The following is a 20,393-nucleotide window of genomic DNA, read 5'->3' on the forward strand; positions in this document are numbered from 1 at the left end:
AACATGGACTTGATTCACTTTTTAATTGATTTCATCCTGCATATTGATGTGCACCTTGCCGAACTGGTTGCCCAGTATGGCGTCTGGGTTTATGCCATTCTGTTTTTGATTCTGTTCTGCGAAACCGGGCTGGTGGTGACGCCATTCCTGCCGGGCGATTCCCTGCTGTTCGTCGCGGGCGCGCTCTCGGCCTTGCCAACCAACGATCTCAATGTCCACCTGATGGTACTGCTGATGGTCATCGCGGCCATCGTCGGCGATGCGGTCAACTACACCATTGGCCGGCTGTTCGGCGAAAAGCTGTTCAGCAATCCGAACTCAAAGATATTCCGTCGCAGCTATCTGGATAAAACCCACAGCTTCTACGAACGTCACGGCGGGAAAACCATTATCCTGGCGCGCTTTGTGCCGATAGTCCGAACCTTTGCGCCGTTTGTGGCGGGAATGGGGCATATGTCCTATCGTCATTTTGCGGCCTATAACGTAGTTGGGGCGCTGCTGTGGGTGCTGTTGTTCACCTATGCCGGCTATCTGTTTGGCGATTTGCCGGTGGTGCAGGAGAACCTGAAGCTGCTGATCGTGGCGATCATCGTCCTCTCGGTCCTGCCGGGCGTGATTGAGATTATTCGCCACAAGCGGGCGGCGGCGAAGCAGGCGAAGTAGTTTAGCCTGTGTTGCGCGTGGCGGTGCAGAGCGTCACGCGCAGCGGTTTGACCACTTTTTTATCCCATGTTCCGGGATGATATGATTTAATGTGCAACATTCATGGTCTGTAAGAGGCAAAAATGGCATTATGCGCCCCTTACGACAAAACTGGCATCGACCAGGTTCAGGCAGAAAGGTTATCAATGAGCTGGATTGAACGAATTAAAAGCAACATCACTCCCACCCGCAAGGCGAGCATTCCTGAGGGTGTATGGACCAAGTGCGACAGCTGCGGTCAGGTACTCTACCGCGCCGAGCTGGAGCGCAACCTGGAGGTTTGTCCTAAGTGCGATCACCATATGCGCATGTCGGCGCGTAATCGCCTGCATAGCCTGTTGGATGAAGGTTCTCTGGTAGAACTGGGTAGCGAACTTGAGCCAAAAGATGTGCTGAAGTTCCGCGATTCAAAAAAATACAAAGACCGCCTGGCGTCCGCTCAGAAAGAGACGGGCGAGAAAGACGCGCTGGTGGTGATGAAAGGTACGCTCTACGCGATGCCGGTGGTTGCCGCCGCCTTTGAATTCTCCTTTATGGGGGGATCGATGGGTTCCGTCGTCGGCGCACGCTTTGTACGCGCGGTGGAGCAGGCGCTGGAAGATAACTGCCCGCTGATCTGCTTCTCCGCCTCCGGTGGCGCCCGTATGCAGGAAGCGCTGATGTCGCTGATGCAGATGGCGAAAACCTCCGCGGCGCTGGCGAAAATGCAGGAGCGCGGACTGCCGTACATCTCCGTGCTGACCGATCCGACCATGGGCGGCGTATCGGCGAGCTTTGCGATGCTGGGCGATCTGAACATTGCCGAGCCGAAAGCGCTGATCGGCTTTGCCGGTCCTCGCGTTATCGAGCAGACCGTACGCGAGAAGCTGCCGCCGGGATTCCAGCGCAGTGAGTTTCTGATTGAAAAAGGGGCGATCGATATGATCGTTCGCCGTCCGGAAATGCGTCTCAAGCTGGCCAGCATTCTGGCGAAGCTGATGAACCTGCCGGCGCCGGTTGCCGTTTCGGAAGCGCCTCATGAAGGCGTGGTGGTGCCGCCGGCACCGGATCAGGAACCTGAGGCCTGATAAAGCAGAGGGCAGGGCCTGGCGGCGCTGCCCTTTTTTATTCATACGCGTTAACCGTCAATTCTTACGGGCATCATGGAAAAAGATCCTATTCCTCAGGCCACGTCGCCCTTGGCTACGTGGCTTTCTTATCTGGAACATCTGCACAGTAAAACCATCGACCTTGGGCTGGCGCGCGTCAGCGAGGTCGCCGGGCAGATGGATATCGTTAAACCGGCGCCGTTCGTTTTTACCGTCGCGGGCACCAATGGCAAAGGCACCACCTGCCGCACGCTGGAAACCATCCTGATGGCGGCCGGTTATAAAGTGGGGGTCTACAGCTCTCCGCATCTGGTGCGCTACACCGAACGCGTGCGCATTCAGGGGGCTGAACTGCCGGAGGCGGCGCATACGGCTTCGTTTGCTGAAATCGAAGCGGCGCGGGGTGACATCTCGCTGACCTATTTTGAATACGGCACGCTCTCGGCGCTGTGGCTGTTTAAGCAGGCGCAGCTGGATGTGGTGATCCTTGAGGTCGGGCTCGGCGGGCGTCTCGACGCCACCAACATCGTTGATGCCGACGTCGCGGTGGTCACCAGCATCGCCCTCGATCATACCGACTGGCTGGGCCCGGATCGCGAAAGTATCGGCCGGGAAAAAGCGGGCATCTTTCGCGCCGGTAAACCGGCGGTGGTGGGGGAGCCGGATATGCCGCTCACCATCGCGGAAGTGGCTAGCGAGAAGGGCGCGCTGCTCCAGCGCCGCGGCGTCGACTGGCGCTATGAGGTGGAAGGCGAAACATGGTCCTTCCGCGATACGGCAGGGGCGTTAAGCCACCTGCCTCTGCCTCAGGTGCCGTTGCCGAATGCGGCGACGGCCGTGGCGGCGCTGCGCGCCAGCGGGCTTGCCGTGGATGACGCTATCCTGCGCGCAGGGATCCGCGATGCGATGCTCCCGGGACGCTTTCAGATAATCAGCGACGCCCCGCGAGTGATCCTCGATGTGGCGCACAACCCGCACGCGGCGGCCTATCTCGCCGGGCGTCTCAAAACGTTAGCGAAAACGGGACGCGTGCTGGCGGTTATTGGTATGCTGCATGATAAGGACATCGCCGGCACGTTGGCCAATCTGGCTCCGGAAGTCGATGCCTGGTACTGCGCGCCGCTGGAAGGCCCGCGCGGCGCGACGGCAGAGCAGCTGGTGGAACATTTGCGCTGCGGTACAGTCTATAGCAGCGTGGCGCAGGCGTGGCGTGCGGCCATGGCTGACGCTAAAGTGGAAGATACCGTGCTGGTGTGTGGTTCGTTTCACACCGTAGCGCAGGTTATGGAAGAGATAGACGCGGGGAGAATCGGTGGCGAGTAAGTTTCAGAACCGTTTAGTCGGGACAATCGTGCTGGTGGCGCTGGGGGTGATTATCCTGCCAGGGCTGCTGGACGGGCAGAAAAAGCATTACCAGGATGAGTTTGCCGCGATCCCGCTGGTACCGAAACCAGGCGATCGCGATGAACCGGATATGTTGCCGGCGGCAACCCAGGCGTTGCCTTCGCAACCGCCGGAAGGGGCGGCGGAAGAGGTGCGGGCGGGCGATGCCGCCGCGCCATCGTTAGATCCATCGCGTATTCCGGTGAACAGCAACAGCTTCGATGACGTTCAGGAGCCGGTGGTGGCCGCGAAACCGCAGCCCAAGCCGCAGCCGAAACCGCAGCCGCAACAGCAGGCCGCGACGCCAACGCCGCCGCCGGCTAAGCCACAGCAGCAACAGCCACCGCAGCAGCAGGCGGCCCTGCCGGCGCCGACCGGCAAAGCCTATGTGGTTCAGCTGGGCGCGTTGAAGAACGCCGATAAGGTGAATGAGATTGTCGGTAAACTGCGGGCCTCGGGTTTCAAAGTCTATACGTCGCCTTCGACGCCGGTACAGGGTAAAATTACCCGTATCCTCGTCGGCCCGGATGCGTCAAAAGACAAGCTGAAAGGCCAGCTGGGCGATCTGCAGCAGATCTCCGGGCTTAGCGGGGTGGTGATGGGCTTCACCCCGAACTGATTGTTTTTTCCGCCATGCGGAGAGAACGTGGCGGGGAGAAACGCCCCGCAAACCCTGTCTCAGCCGCCCTGAAGAGGCGAAAGGCAGTCTGGCGTTGAATGTTTTTTCAGCGCCATTTTTATTTCTGTAGGGCATGGAAATCCCTACGCAAACGTTTTCTTTTTCTGTTAGAATGCGCCCCGAACTGGACGACAGGGCGTAAATCGTGGGACGTATATGGTCTGGATTGATTACGCCATTATGGCGGTGCTGGGTCTTTCTTGCCTGGTCAGCCTGATCCGCGGCTTTGTTCGCGAAGCTTTATCGTTAGTCACGTGGGGTTGCGCGTTTTATGTCGCCAGCCATTACTACGCTGACCTGTCTGTCTGGTTTACGGGCTTTGAGGATGAACGGGTTCGAAATGGGATTGCTATTGCGGCGCTGTTTATCGTGACGCTCATCGTTGGCGCTATCGTGAACTATGTGATAGGCCAGCTGGTGGAGAAGACCGGTTTGTCAGGAACCGACAGGGTATTGGGGATCTGCTTCGGCGCGCTACGTGGGGTGCTGATCATCGCCGCTATCCTGTTCTTCCTGGACACCTTTACCGGGATGGCGAAGAGCGATGACTGGCATCAGTCGCAGTTTATTCCCTATTTTACCCCCGTCATCAGATGGTTTTTTGAATACCTGCAAAGCTCGTCAAGTTTCTTGCCTAAAGTATAGACTTTGGGTCGTTGCTGAACGAGGAAAAGACGTATGTGCGGTATTGTCGGTATCGCCGGTGTTATGCCGGTTAACCAGTCGATTTATGATGCGCTAACGGTGCTCCAGCACCGTGGACAGGATGCCGCTGGCATCATCACCATTGATGCCAACAACTGCTTCCGGTTGCGTAAGGCTAACGGGCTGGTAAGCGACGTATTCGAGGCCCGCCACATGCAGCGTATGCAGGGCAATATGGGTATTGGCCACGTGCGTTATCCTACGGCGGGCAGCTCCAGCGCCTCCGAGGCGCAGCCGTTTTACGTTAACTCGCCGTATGGCATCACATTGGCGCATAACGGCAACCTGACCAATGCGCACGAGCTGCGTAAAAAGCTGTTTGAAGAAAAACGCCGCCATATCAATACCACCTCTGATTCCGAAATCCTCCTCAATATTTTCGCCAGTGAGCTGGATAACTTCCGTCACTACCCGCTGGAAGCGGACAACATCTTCGCGGCGATTGCGGCGACCAACCGCCTGATCCGCGGCGCGTACGCGTGCGTGGCGATGATCATCGGGCATGGCATGGTGGCCTTCCGCGACCCTAACGGCATTCGTCCGCTGGTGCTGGGTAAACGTGACGTTGGCGACGGTCGCACCGAGTATATGGTGGCCTCGGAGAGCGTGGCCCTTGATACGCTTGGTTTTGAATTCCTGCGCGATGTGGCGCCGGGCGAAGCGGTCTATATTACCGAGAAGGGCCAGCTCTATACCCGTCAGTGTGCCGATAATCCGGTCAGCAACCCGTGCCTGTTCGAGTACGTCTATTTTGCCCGTCCGGACTCGTTTATTGACAAAATTTCCGTCTACAGCGCCCGCGTCAACATGGGGACTAAGCTGGGCGAAAAGATTGCCCGCGAGTGGGAAGATCTGGATATTGACGTCGTTATTCCGATCCCGGAGACCTCCTGCGACATCGCGCTGGAAATCGCCCGCATTCTCGACAAACCTTATCGTCAGGGCTTCGTGAAGAACCGCTACGTCGGCCGGACGTTTATCATGCCCGGTCAGCAGCTGCGTCGTAAATCTGTTCGCCGTAAGCTCAACGCCAACCGTGCGGAATTCCGCGATAAGAACGTGCTGCTGGTCGATGATTCCATTGTACGCGGCACCACCTCGGAGCAGATCATTGAGATGGCGCGTGAAGCAGGGGCGAAAAAAGTGTATCTCGCCTCCGCTGCGCCGGAAATTCGTTTCCCGAACGTGTACGGTATCGATATGCCGACCGCCAACGAACTGATCGCCCATGGCCGCGAAGTGGATGAGATCCGCCAGATCATTGGCGCCGACGGCCTGATTTTCCAGGATCTCAACGATCTGATCGACGCGGTGCGCGCGGAGAACCCGGATATTCAGCAGTTTGAATGCTCGGTGTTCAACGGCGTATATGTGACCCGGGATGTCGACCAGCAGTACCTCGACTATCTTGACTCCCTGCGTAACGATGATGCCAAAGCGGTCCAGCTGCAAAACGAAGTCGAAAACCTCGAGATGCACAACGAGGGTTAAGCCGTTCACGCGTCGCGGGCCTGCCGTACCTAAAGGACGGCGGGCTTTTTTTCGCCCCTTAACTGTGCGTCAATAGTTGCGCCAGAGGCTATAATCCGGCAAAGTCTGCGGCACACGCGCAAGGGGTAACAGAACGTGAAACGACTGATTATTGGCATTTCCGGCGCCAGCGGCGCCATTTACGGCGTGCGGATGCTGCAGGTGCTAAGAGATGTGCCGGATATTGAAACTCATCTCATCCTCAGCCAGGCGGCGCGCCAGACGTTGGCCATGGAGACCGACTACTCCGTACGTGAGGTGCAGGCGCTAGCCGATGTGGTGCATGACGCCCGCGATATCGCCGCCAGTATCTCTTCCGGTTCTTTTAAAACCGCCGGGATGGTGATTTTACCCTGCTCAATGAAGACGCTCTCGGGCATTGTCCATAGCTATACGGATGGCCTGCTGACCCGGGCGGCGGATGTCGTGCTGAAAGAGCGTCGTCCGCTGGTGCTCTGCGTGCGGGAAACGCCGTTCCATTTGGGCCATCTGCGTCTGCTGGTTCAGGCTGCAGAGCTGGGGGCGGTGATAATGCCGCCGGTACCGGCTTTTTACCACCGGCCACAAAGCCTGGACGATGTCATCAACCAGACCGTCAATCGGGTACTCGATCAATTTGATATTAGTCTGGAGCACGACTTGTTTACCCGCTGGCAGGGGGCCTAGTGTCGCACTATAGTGGTGCATGAAATGTACGCTTGCGCTCCGGTGGTGCAAATTTGTTGCCGCGATCAAATCCTCGACATTTATTTCGTCTTTTTGCGCTCAGGCGCTGCGGTTTCGCCAGTAATGCTGGTATCTTCCCTTTTAAGACAATCCTGCAACTTTATTTTAACAAATTTAACCCTGTTCCCGGCACGCACCGGGAAGATGGCACAAAAACTGCAGGATTGATCGGCAATCACCATAACAAGCAACGCACCACATCACGACACTTAAGGGTACTGTATGAAGAAGACGATTCTGGCTCTCTCTTTACTCGTGGGAATGAGCAGCACGGCCAGCGTGTTTGCTGCTCTGCCGCAGAGCATTCGCATTGGCACTGACGCGACCTATGCGCCATTTTCGTCGAAAGACGCGAAAGGGGACTTTGTTGGTTTTGATATCGATTTAGGCAATGAGTTGTGCTCCCGAATTAAGGTGAAATGTACCTGGGTCGGCAGTGATTTTGACTCCCTGATCCCCTCCCTCAAAGCGAAGAAAATCGACGCCATCATCTCTTCCCTCTCTATTACCGAGAAGCGCCAGCAAGAGATCGCCTTCTCTGACAAGCTATATGCCGCTGACTCGCGTCTGATCGCCGCCAAAGGGTCGCCGATCCAGCCGACGCTGGAGGCGCTGAAAGGCAAGCACGTCGGCGTGCTGCAGGGTTCTACTCAGGAAGCCTATGCTAACGACCGCTGGCGCAGCCAGGGCGTTGACGTGGTGGCTTACCAGAACCAGGATCTGATCTATTCAGACCTCGCAGCTGGCCGTCTGGATGCGGCGCTGCAGGATGAAGTCGCCGCCAGCGAAGGCTTCCTGAAACAGCCTGCCGGGAAAGATTTCGCCTTCGCCGGCCCGTCCGTTAAAGACAAAAAGTACTTTGGCGACGGCACCGGTATCGGCCTGCGTAAGGACGACGCCGAGCTGAAAGCCGCGTTTGATAAAGCGCTGGGCGAGATGCGTAAAGACGGCACCTACGACAAAATGGCGAAGAAATACTTCGATTTTAACGTGTACGGCGACTAAGACTGCTGCAGGCCCGCACAATGGGGTGGGCCTGCCGCCAGGTTCGTATCCATGCCCCAAAAGGGTGCATCTAAACGCGCTGTGGATCATTTCAGTGCAAAAGCAGCCAGTTTTTTGGCTAAAAAATGCATAGTTAAGCGTTTCTGATGCAAAAAATCGGCCTTTCTGGTGCATAAATCTTTGCCCTTAAGGGGCGAATAATGGCACGATAACTGGCGTAAATAGTTCTAATAAACCCGTTAGAATGACAGTCTGTCGAGGATAGTTATGAAAAAACTGGCGTTGTCTCTCTCTTTAGCGCTGGCCCTTTCCAGCGTTTCCACGGTCTTTGCCGCCATCCCGCAAAAAATTCGTATCGGTACCGATCCGACTTATGCTCCCTTCGAATCGAAGAATGCGCAGGGAGAATTGGTCGGTTTTGATATCGATCTGGCAAAAGAGCTGTGTAAGCGTATTAATACGCAATGTACCTTTGTTGAAAACCCGCTGGATGCGCTGATCCCCTCCTTAAAAGCGAAGAAAATCGACGCGATTATGTCTTCGCTGTCGATTACTGAAAAGCGCCAGCAGGAAATTGCCTTCACTGACAAGCTGTATGCGGCAGATTCGCGTCTGGTGGTGAAAAAGGGCAGCCCGGTAACGCCGGATCTCGCCACCCTCAAGGGTAAGCGCGTGGGCGTGCTGCAGGGGACGACTCAGGAAACCTATGGCAATGAGCACTGGGCGCCGAAAGGTATCGAAATTGTCTCCTATCAGGGGCAGGACAATATCTATTCCGACCTGACCGCCGGCCGGATCGACGCCGCGTTCCAGGATGAGGTCGCGGCCAGCGAAGGGTTCCTGAAACAGCCTATTGGTAAAGATTACCAGTTTGGTGGCCCGTCAATCAAAGACGAGAAACTGTTTGGTGTTGGCACCGGTATGGGGCTGCGTAAGGAAGACAACGAACTGCGTGAAGCGCTGAATAAGGCGTTTGCGGAGATGCGTAAGGACGGCACCTACGACAAGCTGGCGAAAAAATATTTCGATTTTAACGTATACGGCGAATAATTCTCACGCCTCGCCATTGCGTGCGTTTCGCGCGCAATGGTGAATGACAGACAGGGTAGGCAGCATGCTGTATGGGTTTTCACAGGTTATTTTGCAGGGTGCGCTCGTCACCCTGGAGCTTGCGCTCAGCTCGGTCGTTCTCGCCGTCCTGATTGGGCTGGCGGGCGCTGGCGCAAAGTTATCGAGCAACCGTCCACTGGCGCTGGTGTTTGAAGGCTATACCACTCTGATCCGCGGCGTGCCCGATCTGGTGCTGATGCTGCTGATTTTCTACGGCCTGCAGATTGCGCTAAACAGCGTTACCGATGCGCTGGGCATGGCCCAGTTTGATATCGATCCGATGATCGCCGGGATTATTACCCTCGGCTTTATCTATGGCGCCTATTTTACGGAAACCTTCCGCGGCGCCTACCTTGCGGTGCCGAAGGGGCATATCGAAGCGGCCACCGCCTTTGGCTTTAGCGGCGGGCAGACGTTCCGGCGTATTCTCTTCCCGGCGATGATGCGCTACGCGCTGCCGGGGATAGGCAACAACTGGCAGGTTATCCTCAAGGCGACGGCGCTGGTCTCGTTGCTAGGGCTGGAGGATGTGGTCAAAGCCACGCAGCTGGCCGGGAAAAGCACCTGGCAGCCGTTCTACTTCGCCATCGTCTGCGGCCTGATTTATCTGGTGTTTACCACCGTTTCTAATGGCGTACTGCTGCTGCTCGAACGCCGCTATACCGTTGGCGTGAAGAGGGCTGACCTGTGATTGAAATTATTCAGGAGTACTGGAAATCACTACTGTGGACCGACGGCTATCGCTTTACCGGCGTGGCGATTACCTTATGGTTGCTGATCTCTTCAGTGGTAATGGGGGGCATCCTGGCGGTGTTTCTGGCCATCGGCCGCGTCTCGAGCAATAAGTTTATCCAGTTCCCCATCTGGCTGTTCACTTACATATTTCGCGGCACGCCGCTGTATGTGCAACTGCTGGTTTTTTACTCCGGCATGTATACCCTGGAAATCGTCAAAGGCACGGAGCTGTTGAACGCTTTTTTCCGCAGCGGGCTAAACTGCACGGTTCTGGCGTTAACCCTGAATACCTGCGCCTATACCACTGAAATTTTCGCCGGCGCGATCCGCTCAGTACCCGCCGGAGAAATTGAAGCGGCGCGGGCCTACGGCTTCTCGTCAGTCAAACTGTATCGCTGCATTATTCTGCCTTCCGCGCTGCGGATTGCACTGCCGGCCTACAGTAACGAAGTGATCCTCATGCTGCACTCTACCGCGCTGGCGTTTACCGCTACGGTACCGGATCTGCTGAAAATCGCCCGCGATATCAACTCGGCCACCTATCAGCCGTTCACCGCGTTTGGCATCGCCGCGGTGCTTTATTTAATTATCTCGTATGTGCTGATTAGCTTGTTCCGTAAAGCGGAAAAGCGCTGGTTGCAGCATATCAAACCTTCTTCGACGCATTGAGAACGCCATGTCCGACAATAAATTAAACGTTATCGATCTGCATAAACGCTATGGGGAACACGAGGTGCTGAAGGGCGTCTCGCTGCAGGCGAAAGCCGGGGACGTTATCAGCATCATCGGTTCATCGGGTTCCGGAAAAAGTACCTTTTTGCGCTGTATTAACTTCCTTGAAAAACCGAGCGAAGGCACGATCGTCGTCAGCGGCCAAAATATTGGTCTGGTACGGGATAAAGACGGCCAGCTGAAGGTGGCCGACAAGAACCAGTTGCGCCTGCTGCGCACCCGGTTGACCATGGTGTTTCAGCATTTCAATCTGTGGAGCCATATGACGGTGCTGGAGAACGTCATGGAAGCACCGATTCAGGTGCTGGGCTTAAGCAAACAGGAAGCGCGCGAACGGGCGGTAAAATATCTGGCCAAGGTCGGGATAGACGAACGTCAGCAGGCGAAGTATCCGGTGCATCTTTCCGGTGGCCAGCAGCAGCGTGTCTCTATTGCCCGCGCGCTGGCGATGGAACCGGAAGTGCTGCTGTTTGATGAGCCGACCTCCGCGCTGGATCCGGAACTGGTGGGCGAAGTGTTACGCATTATGCAGCAGCTGGCGGAAGAGGGAAAAACCATGGTGGTGGTGACCCATGAAATGGGCTTTGCCCGCCACGTCTCTTCACATGTCATTTTTCTGCATCAGGGTAAAATTGAAGAAGAAGGGCATCCGGATGCGCTGTTTGGCGCGCCGAAAAGCCCGCGCCTGCAGCAGTTTCTGAAAGGTTCGCTGAAATAATCGGCTCATCCGGCGTCTGCGGACGCCGGATGAGCTTCCCGCTCCAGCCGATAGATCCAGTCATCGTAATCGACGCCGTTCAGATGATAGGCTTTCTCCAGCACCTGGGTGCGCACAAAGCCTTGCTTCTCCAGCAGGCGCGATGAGCCACGGTTTTCACCCAGCACCCAGGCATTGATGGCCTGCACCCCCAGGGTGGTGAAACCATACTCGCAGACCGCCCGCAGCGCTTCGCTGGCATAGCCTTTTCCCTGAGCCTGAGGCAGCAGCGCGTAGCCGACGTCAGCTTCGTGCGGATTTTTCGGACTGATGCGGAGCCCAATATCGCCCAGCGCCTCGCCGAATTTATCGCGCAATACAAACACCCCGGGATCGGCACAGCGACTGACGAAGACGCTGCGCAGCACCTCCTCGCTTAACACCTCCCCCATAAAACGCATCACCTGCGGATCCTGGCGCAGGCGCAGAAAAAAGGGCCAGTCATCGGTAACAAAGCGGGTAAGCGAAAGGCGTGGTGTGGTGATGGTCGTCATAAAGCAGTCAATACGCAGAAAGAAAAGCCTACCTTAGCACTTTGCTTTGCCAGGTAACACCGGCGAACCGGCCGGCTGGCGGTGAATTCAGGCGATTAAGGGCGCTGGTTGTCCTGAATATGGCGATGCTGCAGCGCCAGGGTGAGGCCATCCAGGCGTGGAGCATGAGCCAGCAGAATGGAATCAGGGGAGCCAATGCTCCCCTGTGTCAGCCATTAACTCAGCACATCCTTTAGCGCTTCGTCCAGATCGTACCAGCGGAAGGCAAAGCCGGCGGCCTCCAGACGCTTTGGCAGCGCGCGCTGGCCGCCGAGCACCAGGACGGCGGATTCCCCCATCAACAGGCGGATAGCGGCGGCGGGAACGCGGAAAATCGCCGGTCGATGGAGCGCATGACCCAGCGCATGGGCGAACTGCTCGTTATGCACCGGGTAGGGAGAAACCATATTGAACGGACCGCGCAGATCGTTATCCAGCAGCCACAGAATGCCGTTAACCATATCGTCGATATGGATCCAGGCCAGGTACTGTCTGCCATTGCCGATAGGCCCGCCGAGGCCGAGCTTAAAGGCGGGTGTCATTTTGCCGAGAATACCGCCCCGCGGAGCCAGTACCACGCCGGTGCGCAGCAGGCAGACGCGGGTGCGCTCGCTTTGCGCTTCGCAGGCAATTTGCTCCCAGCGGGCGCACAGCTTATGGGTAAACTCATTGTGCGGTGGCTCTTCTTCGGTCACCACCACTTCGCCGAGGTCGCCATAGTAGCCGATGGCAGACCCGCTGATCAGCACGGAGGGAGGGGTGTCGCTGGCGTGGATCAGGCCCACCAGCCGCTGCGTGAGATCCCAGCGGCTATGGCACAAGCGTTGTTTCTGCTCGGCCGTCCAGCGTTTATCAGCGATGGGTTCACCCGCCAGATTGATGACGGCATCAATATCATTGAGGTGGTGATGGCCCTCGAAATCGCGCCACAGGGTGACGCGCGGATCGAGACGGGCGCGGGCGGTATCCGGATGTCGCGTGGAGACCGTGACGCTATGCCCGAGCTCCAGCAATCTGGGTATCAGATGTCGGCCAATCAGGCCGGTACCACCAGTAAGCAGGATCTTCATACCACCTCCCTGACATGGTTAGCGACGCCAGCTCATGGTCATGGACACCGAGTCGGCATAGCGCAGCGCATGAAGTTTATCAATCTCCACTTCAGCATATGTGACCCAGTGATGTTCGCATGCGATATTCAGCACATCCTGAGTTAATTTTTCCAGCAGCGAAAAACGGCCATTCTCAAGATGGCTGATTATGCGCTTGGTAATGGTGCGATAGTTCAGCGCATCATTGATGTCCTCGCTGTCGCGCGCTTTATCGGCAGGGTAGTGAATGGCTACATTCACTACCACGTCCTGGCGGTTGGCGATCTCTTCCTCTTTAATACCAATAAAAGTCCGCAGGCGCAGGTTCTTAATACGAATAATGGCGTCTGGTTGAGACATTGCAGGCTTCCTCCGTGGTGTAAGTCCTGCAATCATACAACAAAGCGCGACGGGCGAGCAGGGGGTTAATAAAGCTGAATTTTTAACATCGCTTCCGACGTTGCCGGCCGCTGCTTAATGCGCTCATACCAGTTGTGCACCGCCGGATAGTTCGCCAGATCGATACGCTGTCGGACATGGCAGTTCACCCAGGGCCAGGCGGCGATGTCGGCGATACTGTAGTGGTCGCCGCCAAGCCACGGGCTGCATCCCAGACGCTGATTTAGCACCCCATACAGTCGTTGGGTTTCCACCTGAAAACGTTCAATAGCGTAGGGCACGGTTTGCGGCGCGGAGTGGGAAAAATGTTGATTTTGCCCCAGCATCGGCCCCAGCCCGCCGACCTGCCAGAACAGCCACTGCAGCGTGACGTAGCGTTCCCGCAGCTCGCCGCTCAGCAGCTTACCGCTTTTTTCCGCCAGATAGAGCAGGATGGCGCCTGACTCGAAAACGCTCAACGGCGCCCCGCCGTCAGCAGGCATGTGGTCGACGATAGCCGGAACTTTATTATTCGGCGAAATCGCCAGAAACTGCGGATGAAATTGTTCCCCTTTGCCGATATCGACCCGAATTAGCCGATAGGCTAGCTCCGCCTCTTCGAGGAACAGGGTGATTTTGTGGCCGTTTGGGGTGGGTGCATAGTAAAGATCGATCATAATATTTCCCGCCGTCGTGGGTCGCAAACTGTTCGAGTATAGGTGAAGCTGCGCCACCCGGGAGAAATTCCGCAAGCGACCCGGCAGCCAGGCGACGAGTCGTCCGCGCTCGAGCAGTGACATCGCCTGTAAGACAGGCTATGTTGGCTTATTGTCCTGTCTACCACCCTTGAGGAAGCTATGAGTCAGCCTGTCATTACCCTGTGGTCCGATGCCGATTTTTTCTCACCGTACGTGATGTCTGTCTATGTCGCTCTGCAGGAAAAAAGCCTGCCTTTTACCCTTAAAACCGTCGACCTGAACCGCGGCGAACATCTGCAGGCGGGCTGGACAGGCTATGCCGCCACCCGTCGCGTACCGCTGCTGGAGGTTGATGATTTCGCGCTAAGTGAGTCTTCGGCGATTACCGAGTATCTGGATGAGCGTTTCGCGCCGCCGGAGTGGGAGCGCATCTACCCGCATGATCTGCAAAAACGAGCCCGCGCCCGGCAGATCCAGGCCTGGCTGCGCAGCGATCTGATGCCAATTCGTGAAGAGCGATCCACCGCCGTGGTGTTTGACGGGGCGAAAATGCCGGACCTCAGCGAGGCCGGCAGGCAATCTGCGGAAAAGCTGTTTGCCACCGCCACCATGCTACTGGCCCACGGCGGGCAAAATTTATTTGGCGAATGGTCTATTGCCGACGCAGACCTGGCGCTGATGCTCAATCGCCTGGTTCTCAATGGCGATAAGGTACCGGAGGCGCTGGCTGATTATGCGTCTTTCCAGTGGCAGCGGGCCTCAATCCAGCGTTACGTGGCGCTTTCCGCCAAACGCTGAGGCTGATAACCCGCCGCGCTTCCGCTATCATAGAGGCATCGTAACCAGTGGAGATGGAACCTATGAAGCTGATGTTTGCCTCCGATATTCATGGTTCGCTGCCCGCCACGGAACGCGTGCTTGAACGGTTCGCGCAAAGCGGCGCCAGGTGGCTGATCATACTCGGCGATGTGCTCAATCACGGTCCGCGCAACGCGCTGCCTGAGGGGTATGCGCCGGGTGAGGTGGCGGAGCGGTTGAACAGCGTGGCGGAACGCATTGTTGCTGTTCGCGGCAACTGCGACAGCGAAGTGGATCAGATGCTGCTTCGTTTTCCAATGACCGCGCCCTGGCAGCAGGTGCTTAGCGAACGCTATCGCCTGTTTCTGACCCACGGGCATCTCTATAGTCCGGATAATCTGCCGCCGCTGGCCGCTGGCGATGTCCTGGCATATGGCCATACTCATATACCGGTCGCGGAAAAACGCGGCGCAATTTACCTCTTTAATCCCGGCTCAGTGAGTATCCCGAAAGGGGGATATTCCGCCAGCTATGGGCTGCTGGATCAGGGGCGGCTGCAGGTTTTAGCACTCAATGATAATCAGGTTATTGCAGAGGTTGCAATTTACCCGTAATTTAGCCCTCAATCATAAAGACGCGCCGCGAGAGCGCATTTAAAGTAAGGTTTCCTGATGGCGGAACAGAATCATTTGGCAAGCACAGAATGGGTCGATATTGTTAATGAAAACAATGAGGTGATAGCACAGTCCAGCCGCGAGCAAATGCGCGCGCAGTGCCTGCGCCACCGGGCGACCTATATCGTCGTTCATGACGGAATGGGGAAAATTCTGGTGCAGCGACGCACCGAGACAAAAGACTTTCATCCGGGCATGCTGGATGCCACCGCTGGCGGCGTCGTGCAGGCTGATGAGCAGCTGCTGGAATCGGCCCGTCGCGAGGCGGAAGAGGAGTTAGGCATCGCCGGGGTGCCGTTTGCCGATCACGGCCAGTTTTATTACGAAGACAAATTCTGCCGCGTCTGGGGAAGCCTGTTCAGCTGCGTCTCCCACGGGCCGTTCGCCCTGCAGGAAGAAGAGGTCAGCGAGGTGTGCTGGTTAACGCCGGAAGAGATCACCGCCCGCTGCGATGAGTTCACGCCGGACTCCCTGAAAGCGCTGGCGCTGTGGATGACCCGCAACGCCGGTAATGAGTATGATGATGCGGAAGAGAGCGAGCGCGAATAAAGATCGCAAACGCGCGGCAGCAATCGTCGCTCGCCTCCTGACGACAAAAAGGCAGCCATTCGGCTGCCTTTTGCTTTGACCACAGCGGCAGATTACTTCTGCTGCTGAGCCGATTGGATCGCGGTCAGTGCGATGGTATAGACGATATCGTCTACCAGCGCGCCACGGGACAGGTCGTTGACCGGCTTGCGCATACCCTGCAGCATCGGCCCGATGGAGATCAGGTCGGCAGAGCGCTGTACCGCTTTGTACGTGGTGTTACCGGTGTTCAGATCCGGGAAGATGAACACGGTCGCGCGGCCAGCTACCGGTGAGTTCGGCGCTTTGGACTTCGCTACGTCAGCCATCACCGCGGCGTCATACTGCAGCGGGCCGTCGATCATCAGGTCAGGACGTTTTTCCTGCGCCAGACGGGTCGCTTCGCGGACTTTCTCGACATCGCTACCCGCGCCGGAGGTACCGGTGGAGTAGGAGAGCATCGCCACGCGCGGTTCGATGCCGAAGGCAATCGCGGATTCAGCGGACTGAATAGCGATTTCCGCCAGCTGCTCGGCGGTCGGGTCCGGGTTGATCGCGCAGTCGCCGTAAACGTAAACCTGTTCCGGCAGCAGCATGAAGAACACGGAGGAGACCAGCGAGCTGCCCGGCGCGGTTTTGATCAGCTGCAGCGGCGGACGAATGGTGTTGGCAGTGGTGTGAACCGCGCCGGATACCAGACCGTCGACTTCGTCCTGTTCCAGCATCAGGGTGCCGAGAACCACGTTGTCTTCCAGTTGCTCACGCGCGACCGCTTCGGTCATGCCTTTGTTCTTACGCAGTTCTACCAGGCGACCCACATAGCTTTCGCGAACCACTTCCGGATCGACGATTTCAATGCCGGCGCCAAGCTCAACGCCCTGGGCCGCGGCTACGCGGTTGATCTCATCCGGGTTACCCAGCAGGACGCAGGTGGCGATCCCGCGTTCGGCGCAAATCGCCGCCGCTTTCACGGTACGTGGTTCGTCGCCTTCCGGCAGAACGACACGTTTGCCGGCTTTGCGCGCCAGCTCGGTCAGCTGGTAGCGGAAGGCTGGCGGAGAGAGACGGCGGCTGCGCTCGGAGGTCGCGGTCAGCGATTCGATCCAGTCGGCGTTGATGTAGTTGGCCACGTATTCCTGAACTTTCTCGATACGCTCGTGATCGTCAACCGGTACTTCGAGGTTAAAGCTCTGCAGGCTCAGGGAGGTCTGCCAGGTGTTGGTGTTGACCATGAATACCGGCAGGCCGGTCGCGAAAGCGCGTTCACACAGCTTGCTGATGCGCGCGTCCATTTCATAGCCGCCGGTCAGCAGAATGGCGCCGATTTCCACGCCGTTCATTGCCGCCAGGCAGGCCGCAACCAGCACGTCAGGACGGTCTGCGGAGGTAACCAGCAGAGAACCAGGGCGGAAGTGTTCCAGCATGTGCGGGATGCTGCGCGCGCAGAAAGTCACGGATTTCACGCGGCGGGTATTGATATCGCCTTCGTTGATGATGGTCGCATTCAGATGGTGCGCCATGTCGATCGCGCGGGTCGCGATCAGATCGAAGCTCCATGGCACTGCGCCCAGCACCGGCAGCGTGCTGCCTTTCTGCAGCTGAGCCGGGTCAATCTTCACGATTTTTGCTTTCGACGAGTCGTCGAAAATTTCCGACAGGTCAGGACGGGTACGGCCCTGATCGTCGACAGGGGCATTCAGTTTGTTGACGATAACGCCGGTGATGCTGGTATTTTTGGCGCCGCCAAAGCTGTTACGGGTCAGTTCGATACGCTCGTTCAGCTGTTCTGGCGTGTCGGTGCCCTGAGACATCACGAAGACGATTTCAGCGTTCAGCGTTTTGGCGATTTCAAAGTTCAGCGCCTGGGCGAACTGATGCTTACGGGTCGGTACCAGGCCTTCCACCAGCACCACTTCCGCGTCCTGTGTATTCGCGTGGTAGTTGGCAATGATCTCTTCCATCAGCACATCTTTCTGATTGCTGGAGAGCAGAGACTCAACATGGCTCATCTTCAGCGGTTCAGCGGCGGTGGTGGTGGAGGAGCTGGCGCGAACGATGGTGGTGGTCTGGTCTGGGGCATCGCCACCGGAACGCGGCTGGGCGATAGGTTTAAAGACGCTCAGACGAACGCCTTTGCGTTCCATAGCGCGGATCACACCGAGGCTGACGCTGGTCAGACCTACGCTGGTACCGGTAGGAATTAACATGATAGTACGGGACACGGTATATCCTCTTTCGTTACCGCCAGTATCAGGCGGGATACAAAACAGCACCGCCAGCTATCCGTCATATTTCAAGTTGCACGTGCGTTGGCTCTACTTGCTCACCCCGGTGACGTACGCGCTGTACGCGGCCGGGGTTTTGCTGTGTCGCCGCCTTCCTGCAGCTCGAATTATTGCGGGTCAGGGCTGGCGATGTGGAATTATGCGGTCAGACGGCTGGCGTCTTGCGCGATGACCAGCTCTTCGTTGGTCGGGATAACCACGGCAGGACGGGTGCCTTCTTTGTTGATGAAGCCAGACTTGCCGAAGCGGGCAGCAAGGTTACGCTCATGGTCAACTTCAAAGCCCAGTACGCCCAGTTTGCCCAGCGACAGCTCACGCACCATCGCGGCGTTTTCACCGATACCACCGGTGAAAATAACGGCGTCAAGACGGCCGTCCATCAGCGCGGTGTAGGAACCGATGTATTTCGCCAGGCGGTGGCAGTAAACGTCCATCGCGCGTTTAGCGTCGGCTTTTTCCTGATAGTTGTCTTCCACGTAGCGGCAGTCGCTGGTGACTTCGGTCAGACCCAGCAGGCCGGACTCTTTGGTCAGCATTTTGTTGATCGCGTCAACGCTCATGCCCAGGGTGTCGTGCAGATGGAAGATGATGGCCGGATCGATGTCACCGGAGCGGGTACCCATCACCAGGCCTTCCAGCGGGGTCAGACCCATGGAGGTGTCAACGCATTTACCGTTACGGATAGCGGAAACAGAACCACCGTTGCCGAGGTGGCAGGTGATGATGTTCAGCTCTTCCACCGGCTTGTTCAGGATCTTAGCTGCTTCCTGAGTCACGTAGAAGTGGCTGGTGCCGTGCGCGCCGTAACGACGAACGCCGTGCTCTTTGTACAGGCTGTACGGCAGGGCGTAGAGATAGGATTCTTCCGGCATGGTCTGATGGAACGCCGTATCGAATACAGCCACGTTTTTGTCTTTCAGGTGCGGGAAGGATTTCAGCGCTTCAGCGATGCCGATCAGGTGTGCCGGGTTGTGCAGCGGTGCGAAAGACGCGGCGTCTTTAATACCCTGAATTACGGACTCGTCGATCACCACGGAGCTGGTGTATTTTTCACCGCCGTGTACGATACGGTGGCCGATTGCGGTCAGCTGAGCAGACAGTTCTGGTTTTTGTGCCAGAATAGTGTTAACGATAAAGTTCAGCGCTTCACTGTGCGCGGCGCCCGCGCCTAACTCGGCTTCTTGTTTGCTGCCGTCCATTTTCCATTTGATACGGGCTTCCGGCAGGTGGAAGCATTCCGCTAAACCGGACAGATATTCGTCGCCGTTCACGGCGTCAAGGATAGCAAATTTCAGAGAGGAGCTACCGCAGTTCAGAACCAGTACTAACTTACTCGACATGGAAGTACCTTTTTATGATACGTGGCTAAAAAAACGTCAGTGTGTCATTAGCGTAGCGCAGGATGACCTCGACATTTATGATTAACATCATGCCTTGTTCTGTTTTCGGGCACGATGAGAGAAGTACATTTGATTTTATGCCATTTTGCATAATTTTCAGCCAATGGCAGAATATGCGATAATTTGACTAGCCTGGCAAAGAGTCTAACCGCCCTTTCAGGCGGGCACAGGATACCTGATTGCGGCATCCTTTGCCAAAATCTTTTGAACGATGTCATGCATAGTTGGTGTTTTGCACGAATTTTTTAAGTTTTATATGTAAAGTTGAGGTAAAGCCATGTCGACCCCTGAGAAACGCCCCGTTAGCTTCTTTAGCTTGTTCAACCGCGGGCAGCATTACGCAAAGACCTGGCCTCTCGACAAGCGCCTCGCGCCGGTGTTTATTGAAAACCGCATTATTCGTGCCACCCGCTATGCCATCCGCATCATGCCGCCAATCGCCATTTTTACCCTCTGCTGGCAGATAGCTCTTGGCGGCCAGCTGGGCCCCGCCGTCGCTACCGCGCTGTTTGCGCTGAGCCTGCCGATGCAGGGACTCTGGTGGTTGGGTAAGCGTTCGGTGACGCCGCTGCCGCCCTCCATTCTTAACTGGTTCTATGAAGTGCGCGGTAAACTGCAGGAGGCGGGGCAGGCGCTGGCACCGGTCGAAGGCAAGCCCGATTATCAGGCGCTGGCTGACACGCTTAAGCGCGCCTTCAAACAACTGGATAAAACTTTCCTTGATGATTTGTAATTCACTACGGAAAACGCATATAAAAGAAGGCGCATGATTTATGCGCCTTCTTTATTTCACGCCCTACCGTGCTACAGGAGTCAC

General features: G+C 56.8%; 24 protein-coding genes. 17 read left to right on the forward strand and 7 right to left on the reverse strand.

Annotated elements, in window-relative coordinates:
- The first annotated feature begins 3 nt into the window (after positions 1-3).
- The 7 genes from AB1E37_RS07055 (at position 4) to AB1E37_RS07085 (ending at position 6,753) form a co-directional block, all read left to right on the forward strand.
- Positions 4-663, forward strand: a complete 660-nt coding sequence (locus AB1E37_RS07055) for a DedA family protein (protein ID WP_002913221.1) — start codon at positions 4-6, stop codon at positions 661-663.
- Between the two features lie 185 nt (positions 664-848).
- On the forward strand, positions 849-1,769 hold the full coding sequence (gene accD / locus AB1E37_RS07060; RefSeq protein ID WP_002913220.1) for an acetyl-CoA carboxylase, carboxyltransferase subunit beta: 921 nt from the start codon (positions 849-851) through the stop codon (positions 1,767-1,769).
- Positions 1,770-1,844: 75 nt separating this feature from the next.
- Positions 1,845-3,113: a bifunctional tetrahydrofolate synthase/dihydrofolate synthase gene (gene folC, locus AB1E37_RS07065; RefSeq protein WP_002913219.1), complete on the forward strand. Its 1,269-nt coding sequence runs from the start codon at positions 1,845-1,847 to the stop codon at positions 3,111-3,113.
- Entirely contained in the window at positions 3,103-3,792 is a 690-nt protein-coding gene (gene dedD, locus AB1E37_RS07070; protein WP_004214089.1) for a cell division protein DedD, read from the forward strand. Before folC ends, dedD begins: the two co-directional genes overlap by 11 nt.
- Positions 3,793-4,008: 216 nt before the next feature.
- A complete protein-coding gene (cvpA, locus tag AB1E37_RS07075) occupies positions 4,009-4,497 on the forward strand; it encodes a colicin V production protein (RefSeq protein WP_002913214.1) in 489 nt (162 codons plus the stop codon).
- Positions 4,498-4,530: 33 nt separating this feature from the next.
- Positions 4,531-6,048, forward strand: coding sequence for an amidophosphoribosyltransferase (gene purF, locus AB1E37_RS07080; protein ID WP_002913213.1), 1,518 nt, complete (start codon positions 4,531-4,533; stop codon positions 6,046-6,048).
- 135 nt (positions 6,049-6,183) lie between these two features.
- Positions 6,184-6,753 carry a UbiX family flavin prenyltransferase gene (locus AB1E37_RS07085; protein ID WP_002913212.1) on the forward strand — a complete coding sequence of 190 codons (570 nt, stop codon included), beginning with the start codon at positions 6,184-6,186 and terminating at the stop codon, positions 6,751-6,753.
- 80 nt (positions 6,754-6,833) lie between these two features.
- On the opposite strand, the gene AB1E37_RS07090 is transcribed toward AB1E37_RS07085, so the two are convergent.
- On the reverse strand, positions 6,834-6,995 hold the full coding sequence (locus AB1E37_RS07090; protein ID WP_004140952.1) for a hypothetical protein: 162 nt from the start codon (positions 6,993-6,995) through the stop codon (positions 6,834-6,836).
- Positions 6,996-7,035: 40 nt separating this feature from the next.
- On the opposite strand from AB1E37_RS07090, the gene argT reads away from it, so the two are divergent.
- The 5 genes from argT to hisP all read left to right on the forward strand — a co-directional run bounded on the left by argT (position 7,036) and on the right by hisP (position 11,113).
- Complete coding sequence (argT, locus tag AB1E37_RS07095) at positions 7,036-7,818, forward strand: lysine/arginine/ornithine ABC transporter substrate-binding protein ArgT (RefSeq protein WP_002913210.1); 783 nt, start codon at positions 7,036-7,038, stop codon at positions 7,816-7,818.
- A gap of 267 nt (positions 7,819-8,085) precedes the next feature.
- Positions 8,086-8,868, forward strand: coding sequence for a histidine ABC transporter substrate-binding protein HisJ (gene hisJ / locus AB1E37_RS07100; RefSeq protein ID WP_002913209.1), 783 nt, complete (start codon positions 8,086-8,088; stop codon positions 8,866-8,868).
- A 64-nt stretch (positions 8,869-8,932) separates the two neighbouring features.
- Positions 8,933-9,619, forward strand: coding sequence for a histidine ABC transporter permease HisQ (locus tag AB1E37_RS07105; RefSeq protein WP_002913208.1), 687 nt, complete (start codon positions 8,933-8,935; stop codon positions 9,617-9,619).
- A complete protein-coding gene (gene hisM / locus AB1E37_RS07110) occupies positions 9,616-10,332 on the forward strand; it encodes a histidine ABC transporter permease HisM (RefSeq protein WP_002913207.1) in 717 nt (238 codons plus the stop codon). The genes AB1E37_RS07105 and hisM overlap by 4 nt, the downstream gene beginning before the upstream one ends.
- Before the next feature lie 7 nt (positions 10,333-10,339).
- Positions 10,340-11,113, forward strand: a complete 774-nt coding sequence (gene hisP, locus AB1E37_RS07115; RefSeq protein WP_002913206.1) for a histidine ABC transporter ATP-binding protein HisP — start codon at positions 10,340-10,342, stop codon at positions 11,111-11,113.
- Between the two features lie 5 nt (positions 11,114-11,118).
- On the opposite strand, the gene AB1E37_RS07120 is transcribed toward hisP, so the two are convergent.
- The gene (locus tag AB1E37_RS07120) at positions 11,119-11,646 is read right to left on the reverse strand and encodes a GNAT family N-acetyltransferase (protein WP_002913204.1); all 528 of its coding nucleotides are present in this window, start codon (positions 11,644-11,646) and stop codon (positions 11,119-11,121) included.
- A 119-nt stretch (positions 11,647-11,765) separates the two neighbouring features.
- Between AB1E37_RS07120 and AB1E37_RS07125 the strand changes: the two genes are divergently transcribed.
- Complete coding sequence (locus AB1E37_RS07125; protein ID WP_004217247.1) at positions 11,766-11,882, forward strand: hypothetical protein; 117 nt, start codon at positions 11,766-11,768, stop codon at positions 11,880-11,882.
- Here AB1E37_RS07125 and AB1E37_RS07130 read toward each other — a convergent pair.
- From AB1E37_RS07130 to yfcG, 3 genes are all read right to left on the reverse strand, one after another.
- Positions 11,862-12,755: a TIGR01777 family oxidoreductase gene (locus tag AB1E37_RS07130; RefSeq protein WP_002913203.1), complete on the reverse strand. Its 894-nt coding sequence runs from the start codon at positions 12,753-12,755 to the stop codon at positions 11,862-11,864. The genes AB1E37_RS07125 and AB1E37_RS07130 overlap by 21 nt on opposite strands.
- Positions 12,756-12,773: 18 nt before the next feature.
- Positions 12,774-13,136, reverse strand: a complete 363-nt coding sequence (gene folX / locus AB1E37_RS07135) for a dihydroneopterin triphosphate 2'-epimerase (RefSeq protein WP_002913200.1) — start codon at positions 13,134-13,136, stop codon at positions 12,774-12,776.
- Between the two features lie 65 nt (positions 13,137-13,201).
- Positions 13,202-13,831, reverse strand: coding sequence for a GSH-dependent disulfide bond oxidoreductase (gene yfcG, locus AB1E37_RS07140; protein WP_004151103.1), 630 nt, complete (start codon positions 13,829-13,831; stop codon positions 13,202-13,204).
- Positions 13,832-14,011: 180 nt separating this feature from the next.
- Between yfcG and yfcF the strand changes: the two genes are divergently transcribed.
- From yfcF to yfcD, 3 genes are all read left to right on the forward strand, one after another.
- Entirely contained in the window at positions 14,012-14,650 is a 639-nt protein-coding gene (yfcF, locus tag AB1E37_RS07145) for a glutathione transferase (RefSeq protein WP_002913199.1), read from the forward strand.
- Between the two features lie 62 nt (positions 14,651-14,712).
- The gene (gene yfcE / locus AB1E37_RS07150; protein WP_004174991.1) at positions 14,713-15,264 is read left to right on the forward strand and encodes a phosphodiesterase; all 552 of its coding nucleotides are present in this window, start codon (positions 14,713-14,715) and stop codon (positions 15,262-15,264) included.
- A gap of 57 nt (positions 15,265-15,321) precedes the next feature.
- Entirely contained in the window at positions 15,322-15,873 is a 552-nt protein-coding gene (yfcD, locus tag AB1E37_RS07155) for an NUDIX hydrolase YfcD (RefSeq protein WP_002913197.1), read from the forward strand.
- A gap of 92 nt (positions 15,874-15,965) precedes the next feature.
- On the opposite strand, the gene pta is transcribed toward yfcD, so the two are convergent.
- Together pta and ackA are read right to left on the reverse strand one after the other, a co-directional pair.
- A complete protein-coding gene (gene pta / locus AB1E37_RS07160) occupies positions 15,966-18,113 on the reverse strand; it encodes a phosphate acetyltransferase (protein WP_002913196.1) in 2,148 nt (715 codons plus the stop codon).
- Between the two features lie 200 nt (positions 18,114-18,313).
- Positions 18,314-19,516, reverse strand: a complete 1,203-nt coding sequence (ackA, locus tag AB1E37_RS07165) for an acetate kinase (RefSeq protein WP_002913195.1) — start codon at positions 19,514-19,516, stop codon at positions 18,314-18,316.
- Positions 19,517-19,853: 337 nt separating this feature from the next.
- On the opposite strand from ackA, the gene yfbV reads away from it, so the two are divergent.
- Positions 19,854-20,309: a terminus macrodomain insulation protein YfbV gene (yfbV, locus tag AB1E37_RS07170; RefSeq protein ID WP_002913194.1), complete on the forward strand. Its 456-nt coding sequence runs from the start codon at positions 19,854-19,856 to the stop codon at positions 20,307-20,309.
- The last annotated feature ends 84 nt before the right edge of the window (positions 20,310-20,393 follow it).

Source organism: Klebsiella sp. Shm-1, from assembly GCF_040804525.1.
GTDB lineage: Bacteria > Pseudomonadota > Gammaproteobacteria > Enterobacterales > Enterobacteriaceae > Klebsiella > Klebsiella pneumoniae.